This window comes from Shewanella sp. 1CM18E, from assembly GCF_023161665.1.
Classification (GTDB): Bacteria; Pseudomonadota; Gammaproteobacteria; order Enterobacterales; family Shewanellaceae; genus Shewanella.
Genome location: NZ_JALNTW010000013.1, coordinates 109,935 through 121,633 on the forward strand (window position 1 = coordinate 109,935; position 11,699 = coordinate 121,633).

12 protein-coding genes are annotated in these 11,699 nt (G+C 43.7%); 6 read left to right on the top strand and 6 right to left on the bottom strand.

Annotation, left to right across the window (positions count from 1 at the left end; all coding sequences use genetic code 11):
• Window positions 1-58: 58 nt before the first annotated feature.
• Window positions 59-727 carry a GMP/IMP nucleotidase gene (gene yrfG, locus MSG37_RS16085; RefSeq protein ID WP_248471668.1) on the bottom strand — a complete coding sequence of 223 codons (669 nt, stop codon included), beginning with the start codon at window positions 725-727 and terminating at the stop codon, window positions 59-61.
• A 98-nt stretch (window positions 728-825) separates the two neighbouring features.
• Here yrfG and nudE point away from each other — a divergent pair, with 98 nt between their 5' ends.
• Genes nudE through MSG37_RS16105 form a run of 4 tightly spaced genes read left to right on the top strand, consistent with a single transcriptional unit; the run spans window position 826 to window position 4,403 of the window.
• A complete protein-coding gene (gene nudE / locus MSG37_RS16090; RefSeq protein WP_248471669.1) occupies window positions 826-1,380 on the top strand; it encodes an ADP compounds hydrolase NudE in 555 nt (184 codons plus the stop codon).
• Between the two features lie 44 nt (window positions 1,381-1,424).
• The gene (gene cysQ, locus MSG37_RS16095; RefSeq protein ID WP_248471670.1) at window positions 1,425-2,234 is read left to right on the top strand and encodes a 3'(2'),5'-bisphosphate nucleotidase CysQ; all 810 of its coding nucleotides are present in this window, start codon (window positions 1,425-1,427) and stop codon (window positions 2,232-2,234) included.
• The gene (locus MSG37_RS16100) at window positions 2,227-2,688 is read left to right on the top strand and encodes an N-acetyltransferase (protein ID WP_248471671.1); all 462 of its coding nucleotides are present in this window, start codon (window positions 2,227-2,229) and stop codon (window positions 2,686-2,688) included. Before cysQ ends, MSG37_RS16100 begins: the two co-directional genes overlap by 8 nt.
• 5 nt (window positions 2,689-2,693) lie before the next feature.
• The gene (locus tag MSG37_RS16105) at window positions 2,694-4,403 is read left to right on the top strand and encodes an MFS transporter (RefSeq protein ID WP_248471672.1); all 1,710 of its coding nucleotides are present in this window, start codon (window positions 2,694-2,696) and stop codon (window positions 4,401-4,403) included.
• Between the two features lie 42 nt (window positions 4,404-4,445).
• Here the strand turns inward: MSG37_RS16105 and mnmH are convergent, their stop codons facing one another.
• From mnmH to MSG37_RS16120, 3 genes are all read right to left on the bottom strand, one after another.
• Window positions 4,446-5,543: a tRNA 2-selenouridine(34) synthase MnmH gene (gene mnmH / locus MSG37_RS16110; protein WP_248471673.1), complete on the bottom strand. Its 1,098-nt coding sequence runs from the start codon at window positions 5,541-5,543 to the stop codon at window positions 4,446-4,448.
• Window positions 5,543-6,583 carry a selenide, water dikinase SelD gene (selD, locus tag MSG37_RS16115; RefSeq protein WP_248471674.1) on the bottom strand — a complete coding sequence of 347 codons (1,041 nt, stop codon included), beginning with the start codon at window positions 6,581-6,583 and terminating at the stop codon, window positions 5,543-5,545. The genes mnmH and selD overlap by 1 nt, the downstream gene beginning before the upstream one ends.
• 184 nt (window positions 6,584-6,767) lie before the next feature.
• Entirely contained in the window at window positions 6,768-7,874 is a 1,107-nt protein-coding gene (locus MSG37_RS16120; protein ID WP_248471675.1) for a fatty acid desaturase, read from the bottom strand.
• A gap of 138 nt (window positions 7,875-8,012) precedes the next feature.
• Here MSG37_RS16120 and fabR point away from each other — a divergent pair, with 138 nt between their 5' ends.
• A complete protein-coding gene (fabR, locus tag MSG37_RS16125; RefSeq protein ID WP_202723586.1) occupies window positions 8,013-8,627 on the top strand; it encodes an HTH-type transcriptional repressor FabR in 615 nt (204 codons plus the stop codon).
• A 59-nt stretch (window positions 8,628-8,686) separates the two neighbouring features.
• Here the strand turns inward: fabR and trmA are convergent, their stop codons facing one another.
• Window positions 8,687-9,784 (bottom strand): tRNA (uridine(54)-C5)-methyltransferase TrmA, encoded by a 1,098-nt coding sequence (gene trmA / locus MSG37_RS16130; protein WP_248471676.1) that lies wholly within the window; start codon window positions 9,782-9,784, stop codon window positions 8,687-8,689.
• A gap of 198 nt (window positions 9,785-9,982) precedes the next feature.
• Here trmA and murI point away from each other — a divergent pair, with 198 nt between their 5' ends.
• Window positions 9,983-10,786, top strand: a complete 804-nt coding sequence (gene murI, locus MSG37_RS16135; RefSeq protein ID WP_248471677.1) for a glutamate racemase — start codon at window positions 9,983-9,985, stop codon at window positions 10,784-10,786.
• 13 nt (window positions 10,787-10,799) lie between these two features.
• On the opposite strand, the gene MSG37_RS16140 is transcribed toward murI, so the two are convergent.
• Window positions 10,800-11,255 carry an RNA-binding protein gene (locus MSG37_RS16140; RefSeq protein WP_248471678.1) on the bottom strand — a complete coding sequence of 152 codons (456 nt, stop codon included), beginning with the start codon at window positions 11,253-11,255 and terminating at the stop codon, window positions 10,800-10,802.
• Window positions 11,256-11,699: the final 444 nt, after the last annotated feature.

The following is an 11,699-nucleotide window of genomic DNA, read 5'->3' on the forward strand; positions in this document are numbered from 1 at the left end:
GCATTCTTGATAGAGTTTATAAAGGCGCTGAAATAGCGCCTTTTTTATGGCTGACTTTTTACTTTTGTTGCAGTAGTTCATCAAGCAAGTGGTGATAATCCTCAATCGCAGGAAAGTCATCAAACACCTTATTCGGCTTTTGGCTGTCTGGATTAGCGATACCAAGCTGATAACCGACACCAGCGAGTTTTGCTGCCGCTAAAATGGCTTCGTTATCATCAATAAATAAACAACGGCTAGGCTCTAGGTTAAAGCGCTTAAATAATTGCACCCAAAACTCGGGATGCTCTTTTGGGTAACCAGTTTCGTGACTCGATATCATGCTATCTAACCCTAAACCTAGCTCGGTATGTTCCAGTTTTAGCCCTAGGTTTTTAGGGTGCGCATTGGTCACCAAAATTCGATTTTTTCCAGCAAGTTTTAGCGCATTAAGGAATGGCATGCTGTCTTGGCGCATTTGAATACGCTCAACCAATGTGCGGTGCAGCGCCATAATGTCTAAGCCCATCTGCTGCTGCCAATATTCAAGGCAATACCAATTCAGCGTACCTTCAACCTTGGTGTAGCACTCTTCAACCCATTCACTGGCCTGTTGCACTGAGATATTGCGCTGCTCGCTAAGGACTTTAGGAACCAGCTGTAACCAAAAATGGTTATCGAAATGCAGGTCTAAAAGCGTACCATCCATATCGAGTAAAACGGTGTCAATTTCTGTCCATGGAAACATAGTTGCGCGATCCTAGAAAATTCATGTTGTAGATTGGGTGAACAATAGTAAGATTATACTGAATTAAATGACAAGTCGGCAGCGGCACTGGGATGTGTATGACTAAAAAAAATCAGAAACCGGAAATTTTGCACGCTGAAGTCGTTGCTCAAAGTCGACTGTTTCAAATCGAACAAGTGCACTTACGCTTTTCAAATCAAGTTGAGCGCCAGTATGAGCGTATGAAAGGTAATAACCGGGGCGCTGTAATGGTTGTCCCTGTGCTCAACGGCGAGCAATTACTGCTAGGGCGTGAGTATGCCGCAGGCACTCACAGCTACGAACTGGGCTTTCCTAAGGGCTTAATTGACCCGGGTGAAGAAGCTCACGAGGCAGCAAATCGCGAGCTGCAAGAAGAGATTGGCTACGGTGCTAAAAAGCTAACTCATTTAATGGAGCTAAGCTTAGCCCCGGGATACTTTGCCAGTAAGATGCAGATCTTTATTGCAGAAGATTTGTATGAAAGCCGGCTAGAAGGCGACGAGCCAGAACCGATAGACATGGTGACTTGGCCGTTAGCGGATTGGCAGGATTTATTGAATCAAGAAGATTTTTCTGAATCCCGTAGTGTAAGTGCTTTATTTTTAGCGCAAAAACATCTACAACTAAGTTAGCAAAATTCGACGTAGGTCATGGGTATTAGGCTGTTGGAGTAGTTATGAAGCCAGAGAATTATGTAGATCAGGTTATTGAAATCGCCACACTTGCAGGTAAAAAGATCCGCGATATTTACCAAAAGGGCGATTTTGAGCGTGAGATTAAGTCTGACAATACGCCAGTGACATCTGCAGATCTCGCTGCCCATGAAATTATCACCAACGCGTTAAAGGCGCTGACTCCAGATATTCCGGTGTTATCGGAAGAAGATGCCGATATTCCTTTTGCACAGCGCTGTGATTGGCCTCGTTATTGGTTAGTGGATCCACTTGACGGTACCGGCGAGTTTATTGCCGGTAGCGGTGATTTCTCTGTGATCATTGCGCTGGTCGAGCATAACCGCCCAATTATGGGCGTGGTATATGCGCCGATGACCGAAGTTTGTTACTACGGTATCGCTGGTCTAGGGTCTTACAAACGTAAAGACGGTGTTGAAGTACGGATTAGCAGTAAGCAGCTTACTAAGGATTCCGATTCATTGCGTTTAGCTGTCAGTCGTCGTCAAGATCCACAATCTGTGATTAAGCTATTTAATCAAGATAAACACTGTGAATTGGTGGTACTAGGCGGCGCAGCGTTAAAGAGTTGCCTCATTGCTGAAGGTCGCGCTGACTGCTACGTGCGTATTGGTCCAACAGGTGAGTGGGACACAGGCGCGGCGCAAATTATTGTTGAAGAGGCGGGAGGCCAGATAATGGATCTCAACCTGCAACCTTTGACATATAACGAGCGTGAGTCGTTAGAAAACCCTAACTTTATCGTTGTTGGCTCTCCAGCCTTAGAGTGGGATCAGATCTTAATCAATGAATGATGTGATTGAGTTTGCTCTCGCGACTAAGTCAGATCTTATCGCGATAGACGCCCTCGAACAGCAATGCTTTGCTGGGCATTGCTATCCAGATTTTTTCTTTAGACAAGCCCTAGATTGCTGGCCACATAGTTTTTGGGTCGCAAAAGACGCGCAAGCTAAAGTGATGGGTTACCTACTCGCATCAACAGGCGCTGAGGCCGATGTTTGCTGGATTTTATCTATTGCCGTTGCCGATACTGCTAGAGGTAAAGGCATTGGCACTAAGCTTATCTCAAAGCTGATTGAAACGCTGCCAACTCAAATAACACAAGTTAACTTAACTGTAGACCCAAACAACCCTGCCAAAGCGCTGTATGCTCGTAGTGGCTTTGTCGAACACGCCTTTGAAGCTGATTATTTTGGTGAGGGTGAGCCAAGACAAGTTATGCGCTATTTAAAACCAGAGCATACTTAAAGCCGATGATATTTAGCCGACGTTTCTTACCCTACTTTGTTACCCAATGCTTGGGGGCGCTTAATGACAATGTGTTTAAAAACGTTTTGCTACTGTTAGTGGCTTATTCCCAAGTCGATGAGTTACCTATAGATGTAAACCTGTTTGTTAATTTGGCAGCGGGTTTATTTATCCTGCCTTTCTTACTGTTTTCTGCTCATGCGGGTCAGGTTGCTGATTACGTCGATAAAGCATTATTAATTAGAAGATTAAAGCTGCTTGAGTTGGGCATTATGTCGGTGGCGATTTTTGCGATTGTTAGTCATAGCTATCTGATAATGCTGCTATTACTGTTTTTAATGGGTGTACAGTCAGCTTACTTTGGCCCTGTTAAATACTCACTGTTACCGCGGGTACTGGATAATAGCGAGCTGGTGTCGGGTAATGCTTGGGTTGAGATGGGCACTTTTCTCGCTATCTTGGCCGGTACTATTTCTGCAGGACTGATTGTTGCCAGCAATAATGCAGCATCTCTGGCGGCTGCCAGCGTGTTTATTTTGGCCTTGATTGGTGCATTTGCTAGCTGGTTTATTCCAAGTATTCCGGCCCATTCTACGCAAAAACCGCATTTTTCTATTGTTGCTGCAACTCTTGCTAGTATTAAAAAAGCGCGCCGCACGCCGGGTATTTGGATAGCCATTTTGGCCATAAGCTGGTTTTGGTTTGTGGGCGCAACTTATCTCACTCAATTTCCGAATTTTGCGCGGGTGACCTTGCATGCAGATCCTACAGTGGTTTCTTTATTGTTATTGCTGTTCTCTGTGGGTATCGCCGTCGGTTCTTTCGTTTGTGAGCGCCTGTCTTGTCGCCAAGTTGAGTTAGGTATTATGCCGCTAGGTTTAGCCTTACTTGCAGGCTTTGGTATTGACCTGTACTTTTCGATCCCTGCTAAACCTGAGCTAGCAGCGCTTTATAATCTACAAGGCTTTATAGGCGCAGCGAGTCATTATCGACTGATGCTGGATCTGTTTATGATAGGTGTGGGCGGCGGCTTATTTATCGTGCCCTTATACACTTACATACAGGCTCGCGCTAAAGATGGCGAGTGTGCGCAAGCTATTGCCAGTAACAACATCATTAATGCGCTATTTATGGTGACTTCGGCGATATTTGCCATGCTGATTTTGAATGTTTTTCAGTGGCAAATTGAGCAACTGTTCTTACTATTAGCTGCGGCTAATGTGCTGGTGTTATTTGGGTTATTGCTAGGGTGGCCAGAGTTGTTGCTAAGTATAAGCAGTTACTATCATCGCAGAGTTAAATATAAAGTCAGCTTGGATGATCCTAGTGCATTGCATAAACAAGCTGAGCTGCTTGTGGTGTCTGATAACTTAAGTTGGCGAGACATGATGCTGCTTTACGGTAGTTTTACCCACCCAGTACATTTTGCGGATGGCATGGCTCAAAGCTTAAGTATCAATCGACTTTATCGTCGTGCATTATCGCGTACGCTTTTGGGTATTAGTAATCTGATTAATGATAATAGAACTGCAAATATTGCGATTGCTGAGCTTGATGTCGACAGTGTTATTTGCGTTAGTGCTACGCAGTTAAAGCAAGCTCAGGCAGCGCTAAAAGATTACACTTGTGTCGCTGCCAAGGTGATTGAAGTGACAGCTAAAGATGATGCAGCAAAGCGATTAGTGGTAGAAATACGCCCACTAACCGCTGCCTAGTTAGCCTATAAACTGGCAGCAGCGAGTGAGAGACTTAGTGTTTTATTGGTTATCTAACCATTGATGCATGGCTTGGTGATCGCCTTTAAAGATAATCCGTTCAGCCTTTTTATCAATCTGATATTGATACATAGGGTCGTAGTACTTCACCAGTAGCAATTCAATCCAGGCTAAGTGCGCACTGGTATCGTTTTGGTTAAGCTGAATCGATAGCGCATTGCTAATCATTGCTTGCAGCTCATCATGGCGTTTACCGCCAAGGCGTTTCTGAATCCCGGTAATACTCTGGGCTAGGTATTGTGAGAACGCCTCAAAGCCTTCAGTTTCACCAAGTCTTTGAACATAACCGCTATGCATCTTATGTACATATTCGTTTAACAGGCGTGTTAAGCGAGCGTCTAGTGACTCCTCTAATACCAATACATTGGCAGCCTGCATACCTGCATAAAATGCTTGCGGTAGAGCTGAACGGCCAATGAGATAGCTTTCATCTTCAAGCAGTAAGTGTTTAGCTGCACTGTCTTGATGCTTCAGCAGCGCGACACCAAGCGCATTCTCAAAGTTGATTTGGCTTGGCTGACCTTCGTGGTAACGACCAAAGCTAGAGCCTCTGTGGTGCGCTAACCCTTCAAGATCAATGGCCTCTTGGCGCTTTAATAGAAAATCTGTTTTACCGCTGCCAGTAATGCCGCTTAATATCAGCATAGGTTTAGCTTGTGGTGCAGTATCAATGGTTTCAATTAAAAACTGGCGCATGGCCTTGTAGCCACCTTCGATAAACGGAATATCTAAGCCAGCTTCTTTTAGCCATTGTTGGGTTAGTTGTGAGCGGAGTCCACCACGAAAGCAGTAAAGATAGCCATTAGGGTTGTCGCTAAAAAATTGAACCCAGGCAGCGACTCTTTGCTGTTTTACATCGCCATTCACCAATGAATGACCTAGCTCTATCGCAGCTTGTTGACCTTGCTCTTTGTAGCAAGTGCCTACTAGGCGGCGCTCTTCATCCTCCATAAGTGGATGATTAACGCTGGCAGGGAAGGCACCTTTGTCAAACTCGATGGGCGCACGCGCATCCATTATTGGGTGATCGCTAACGAGTATGCGTCGATATTCGCTAGCGGGCACTTTATTGAATGACATTAAATCAGCTCCACGGTTTTACCCGCATTGTTTTCAATTAGCTGACCAATACAAATAGGCTCAATGCCATTTTCTGCAAGTAAAGCTGTTAGTGCCGCTTCACCCTCTTCGGCAACGGCAATAAGTAAGCCGCCGCTGGTTTGTGGGTCGCAAATAATCGCTTTTTGCTCATCTGTTAGTGTTGGTAAGTGCTCACCATAACTGTCGAAGTTTCTGTGGGTACCACCAGGAATACAGCCTAATTCTAAATAGTGGCGTGCGTTTGGTAACAGCGGCAATAAACTGACATCAATCTTAGCGCTAAGGTTGGCGCCGTGGCACATCTCAAGTAGATGACCTGCTAGACCGAAGCCTGTTACGTCTGTTAGTGCGTTAACTTGCGGAATTTTAGCGATTTTAGGGCCAAGAATATTCAATTGGCACATGGCTTCGGCTGCCGTGTTTAGGTCTGCATCGGCAAGTTTCTTCTGCTTTTGTGCAGTAGTCAAAATGCCAATCCCTAAAGGCTTAGTCAGGTAAAGCTTATCGCCAGCTTTAGCGGTATCGTTTTGCTTTAACTCTTCCAGCGGAATTTGCCCAGTAACAGCTAAACCAAAGATAGGCTCTGGCGAATCAATACTGTGACCACCGGCTAGCATAATACCTGCGTCAGCACAGGCTTTACGCCCGCCATCAACCACTTGCTGAGCCACTTCTGCAGGCAGTTTATTCACCGGCCAGCCCAAAATAGCAATCGCCATCATAGGTGTGCCGCCCATGGCGTAAATATCACTAATCGCGTTCGTCGCAGCAATGCGACCAAAGGTAAATGGGTCATCAACAATAGGCATGAAAAAGTCGGTAGTACTGATAATGCCTGTGGTTTCATTGAGCTTATAAACCGCAGCATCATCACGTGTCTGGTTACCTACCAGCAGATTAGGATCATCAAAAACGGGTAACTGAGTGGCAAGAATGGTTCCCAGCACTTTCGGTGAAATTTTGCAGCCGCAGCCCGCACCGTGGCTATATTCGGTAAGTTTGATTTCTGAATCTGACATGAGCTTAAATCGCCCTAAAAAGGTAAGTAGCCGATCATAATAGACCCATACCCCAGTGACTTCAATCAACCGCAAGTACAAGTTGAGACTTGGGGCTTATCCTATAGAGAATAAACAACTCAATTGGTAATTTTTGACCTGAAAATAAAAAGCCGCTCTAGGGAGCAGCTATTTGAGTTGCGGATTAACCAAAGCTGGCAGTAAGGCTGTGCCAGCTTTTTTGCTGTTGCTTAAAGCGCTGCTTTAGCTCTTTTACTTGGCTAAGCAGATGCTTATCAGCAAGCTGTTGCCTCTTGGCCTCAAGCAAGGCTTTTTTGGCTGCGTAATATTCAGCAAGGTGAGTTTTTAAGGTTTCATACTCGGTTTGAAGTTTGTCGATAAGCTCTTCACTATTTGGTAAGTGTGCCACCTTATTCTGGGTACGTTTCAGCTGCATTTGCAAGCGTGCATGTTCAATTCTTTCTTGCGGCACAACGCGACGGCTATCTGCTAACCCAACTAATGCTAAGCCATCAATTAGCCATTTTGTTGGGTCGTACTGCCACCAATGAATACCGTTGCGGTAGTCATTTTCAAAAATATGATGGTAGTTGTGATAGCCCTCGCCATAGGTTAATAGCGCCAAGAAGCCATTATCGCGAGCGGTATTTTTATCTGTATACGGCTGTGAGCCCCAGATATGCGCTAAAGAGTTAATAAAGAAGGTGCAGTGATGCACCACAACTAGGCGTAACAATCCAGCTAACAGAAGCATGCCGAGTATGTCACCGTTTAACCAACCTAATAGTATTGGTAAACCAAAGTTCATTATTAGCAGTAGCGGCAGGTAATACTTGTGCTGCCACATGACGATTTTATCGTTTTGCAGATCACGTACGTTTTTATAATCGTGGTAACGCTGTGATTGATATTCGCGCAGCATCCAACCTATGTGGCTGTACCAAAACCCCATCTTGGCTGAGTAGGGGTCTTTGTCGTTATTATCGACATGCTTGTGGTGAACTCGATGGTCGGAAGACCAGTGCAGTGCGCTGTTTTGCAGGGCGAGCGCGCCACCTAGAGCATATAAGAATCTGATTGAAGCGTGAGCTTTATAGGTACGGTGCGACCACAATCTGTGGTAACCACCGGTAATAGATAGGCCGCTAGCAAAAGCAAGCACCACAAAGGCTAGCCACTCGATAGCTTCAAATCCGTGTGCAATACCGTACCAAGGCACGAAGATTACAGCAGAGGCGAATGTGATGGTGAATAGGCTCACATTCATCCAGATGATTGGAGGTTTTTTCATTATAGTTCTATCTCTCGTTGAGCGTACATCTGTACGCTAATTTAACGTGGATAGTGATCTTGGTCAAGTTTGTTGATGCTGCGTTTTGTGTTAAAAAGCGGTATTATTCAAGGAATAATTTTTGTAAGTAGGTTCAAGATGGGCATTAGAGCACAACAAAAAGAGAAAACGCGGCGGGCACTTGTCGATGCGGCATTTAGTCAATTAAGCGCTGAGCGTAGCTTTTCTAGCCTGAGTTTGCGTGAAGTTGCACGTGAAGCGAATATTGCTCCCACTTCCTTCTATCGCCACTTTAAAGATATGAATGAACTGGGCTTAACCATGGTTGATGAAGGTGGTTTAACCCTCAGGCAGATGATGCGTAAAGGTCGTCAGCGTGCTGAAGCGGGCGGTAGCGTTATTCGTATTTCTGTTGAAACCTTTATGGAAGTGCTTGAATCTAACCCAAACGTTTTCCGCATTCTATTACATGAACGTTCAGGTACCTCTGCACCTTTTAGGGGCGCAGTAGCTCGAGAAATTGAACACTTTATTTCTGAATTGGCGCATTATACTGAGGCAACCGCTAATCGTTCTCCAGAACTAGCACATGCTCAGGCTGAAGCATTAGTAACATTAGTGTTCAACGCTGGCGCTGCCGCGTTAGATATGAAACGTGCAGACCGTAAAATTTTGGCTGACCGTTTAGTTATCCAGCTGCATATGATCGCTAAAGGCGCTGAAGCGCTACAGCATAAAAAAGAGCAGAAGTAATCGAATGATTAAACGAAAAACGGCATCCTAAGGATGCCGTTTTTTATTGGGCTGGGAGCTTATTTCTTTTCAAGAAATACACCAGACTCCATATGGTCGGTATATGGGAACTGATCAAATAACGCAAAACGAGTGATGTTGTGAGTTTTGCTTAGTTCGCCTAAATTGTCGATCAAGGTATGCGGGTTACAAGAGATATAAACGATACGCTCATAACCTTGCACTAGCTTCACGGTGTCTGCATCTAATCCAGCGCGAGGTGGATCGACGAAAATGGTATTACAGTTATAGCTATCTAAGTCGATACCTTCTAAACGTCTAAAGCTACGCTTTTTCGCCATCGCTTCAGTAAAATCTTCAGCAGACATACGAATGATCTGCAAGTTATCGACTTGGTTAACTTTAATGTTGTACTGCGCAGACTCAACAGAAGGTTTAGCAAGTTCAGTTGCTAATACACGGTCAAAGTTTTGTGCCAACGCAATAGAGAAGTTACCGTTACCGCAGTAAAGCTCTAGTAAATCACCCGTGCTATTTTTGGTGACATCAATAGCCCATTCAAGCATCTTCACTGACACTTTACCGTTAGGCTGAGTGAAACTGTTTTCAATTTGATGATATTGCAGCTGTTTACCTGCCACATTAAGTGACTCAACGACAAAGTCTTTATCTAAAATGATTTTTTGCTTACGTGCACGGCCGATCAAATTAACATTAAACTGAGTGCTTAATGTTTGCTTTAAGATTTTAGCCTGCTGTTCCCATTCGCTATCTAGTTGCTTATGGTAAAGCAGTGATACTAAGATCTCGCCACTTAGGGTTGATAAGAAATCAATCTGGAATAAACGATGACGTAAAATAGTGTTTGGCTTTAATAGCTCGACTAACGCAGGCATCATTTTGTTAATCAATTCGCTGGCAGGCAGGAACTGATCACAGCGAACTTTGCTATTTAGCTCTTTATCGAACATATAGTAGTAAAGATCTTCGCCTTCATGCCAAACACGAAATTCAGCACGCATACGGTAATTAGCAGGCTCTGAGCTAAATGCTTCAAGCTCTGGAGTGTCAAAATCAGCAAATAACTGAGTTAACTTGACGCGCTTTGCTTCGAGCTGCACATCATAGGTTGTAGGATCCATTGCTGCTAAATTCATATCTTGATCACCGTAGGCATTAAATTAGGGGCGGAATATTATACTAGATAGCTGGGATGTCCAGTTTCTCGCTTCCGATTTTACCTAGCTTGTGGGAAAATTCTAAAGCAATATAGTTAATCCTGCTGCTCGATAGTATGTTTGAGCGCGCACCTTTATACAAACTGATGTCATTTTATCTTATCGCGGAGAATACTTTTGTCGGGACCTATTCTAATTTTTGATTCGGGTATTGGTGGTCTATCCATATTCGATGAAATAAGAAAAGCACTACCAGACCAAAGTTACTGCTATCTATTTGATAACGCTCGTCTGCCTTATGGTGAGCTGGAAGAGTCAGTATTGATTGCTGGTTGTGTTGAGCTGATATGTGAGCAAGTTGCACGTATCAATGCTTGTATGGTTGTTGTAGCGTGTAATTCTGCCAGCACTTTGGTGTTACCAGCTTTAAGAGAGCAACTATCTATTCCTATTGTTGGCGTGGTACCAGCAATAAAACCTGCGGCGCAATTATCAAAAGCGCGCCATATAGGACTACTCGCCACACCTGGCACTATAAAACGCTCTTATACTAAAGAGCTGATTGAGCAGTTTGCTGAGGGCTGTAAAGTCGAGCTGTTTGGATCGTCAGAGCTTGTTATGTTGGCAGAAGCCAAATTAGCAGGAGAAGAGATAGACCTTGTTAAGCTTGCTCAACAGCTTAAACCAATCCAGATAACTAACCTTGATACATTGGTACTTGGCTGCACTCATTTTCCAATCGTTGCTAAAGAAATACAGCAAGTATTAGGGCAAGAGGTAACATTACTCGATTCGGGTAAAGCGGTAGCACAGAGAGTGTGCTTTTTATTAGAAGAGTTAAAGCGTGATGCGAAAATTAATCAACAGAGCGATTGGTCAGCTATTTATACAACTACAACTATCAATGAAGGCTTAACAACCCGACTAGCCGAAAAAGGCTTCACTACTATAGTGTCACGATCTTCAGCTAATCTAGGTTAGCTATACATTTAGATTATGCGTTATCACTTTTATCTGAATCTTGCGATTTAGCTTCGCGCACTTTTAATGTTCTTTCCTGGAAGTCGAATTCATTTAATTTAGCCATAGCTTTCTTAGCGCCAGCTTCTGACATTTCAATAAATCCAAATCCTTTACGGCGGCCAGTCTTACGATCACGAACCAAACGTACAGAGTTAACTGGGCCAAACTCACCAAATAGAGCTTTTACTTCTCCTTCATGTACGCGATAAGGAAGATTACCTACATATAGAGTCATCGTTGGACCACTATATGGTTCGTTGCTGTTAGTTTTAGAAGCAGGCGTTTTAGATTGAAGAGAAAAAATAACGCTCGCAATAATAGCACCAGTAAAGAAAGCAATGGCGCCGTTTAGATCTGGTGCAATTTGAAAAATAGCGAGTGCACCTATAATGGCTATGGCCAATACGATCAAGAATGACTTCTGCATAAATATAATCTCTAAAGAATAAATGAATTGATAACTAACTGTTAATAACCTGCCATATGGTAATGAATTATTAGCCAATAGACTAGTGTGTTGCTGAAAAAATGAACTTTATCTATAACCTAGAACAAACTTGCTGTGAATTTAGTCGCAAAAAGTAGCATAAATAACCTAAAAACGGGGCTTTGTTGAAAACTTCAGCAAGCGAACATTTATTTGATAAAAAGCGCTTGCGCTCTTTTCGAATCTCCCTATAATGCGACCCCACTGACACGGCGCAGCAGGCAACACGTCAAGCAGCACGAGTTAGTGAGTTAACTTCTTCGGAACGATAACTCTGGTGAAAAGCGGTTTAAGAGCTTCAAGTAGCGACTTCTGATTAAGAAATCAACGCTTGAAAAACTTCTTAAAATAAACGCTTGACGCCAACAACGGGAAGTGTAGAAT

Bases quoted from the DNA above. Each gene is read 5' to 3' on its own strand.
- yrfG (WP_248471668.1), bottom strand. From the start codon at position 727: ATGTTTCCATGGACAGAAATTGACACCGTTTTACTCGATATGGATGGT.
- nudE (WP_248471669.1), top strand. From the start codon at position 826: ATGACTAAAAAAAATCAGAAACCGGAAATTTTGCACGCTGAAGTCGTT.
- cysQ (WP_248471670.1), top strand. From the start codon at position 1,425: ATGAAGCCAGAGAATTATGTAGATCAGGTTATTGAAATCGCCACACTT.
- MSG37_RS16100 (WP_248471671.1), top strand. From the start codon at position 2,227: ATGAATGATGTGATTGAGTTTGCTCTCGCGACTAAGTCAGATCTTATC.
- MSG37_RS16105 (WP_248471672.1), top strand. From the start codon at position 2,694: ATGATATTTAGCCGACGTTTCTTACCCTACTTTGTTACCCAATGCTTG.
- mnmH (WP_248471673.1), bottom strand. From the start codon at position 5,543: ATGTCATTCAATAAAGTGCCCGCTAGCGAATATCGACGCATACTCGTT.
- selD (WP_248471674.1), bottom strand. From the start codon at position 6,583: ATGTCAGATTCAGAAATCAAACTTACCGAATATAGCCACGGTGCGGGC.
- MSG37_RS16120 (WP_248471675.1), bottom strand. From the start codon at position 7,874: ATGAAAAAACCTCCAATCATCTGGATGAATGTGAGCCTATTCACCATC.
- fabR (WP_202723586.1), top strand. From the start codon at position 8,013: ATGGGCATTAGAGCACAACAAAAAGAGAAAACGCGGCGGGCACTTGTC.
- trmA (WP_248471676.1), bottom strand. From the start codon at position 9,784: ATGAATTTAGCAGCAATGGATCCTACAACCTATGATGTGCAGCTCGAA.
- MSG37_RS16140 (WP_248471678.1), bottom strand. From the start codon at position 11,255: ATGCAGAAGTCATTCTTGATCGTATTGGCCATAGCCATTATAGGTGCA.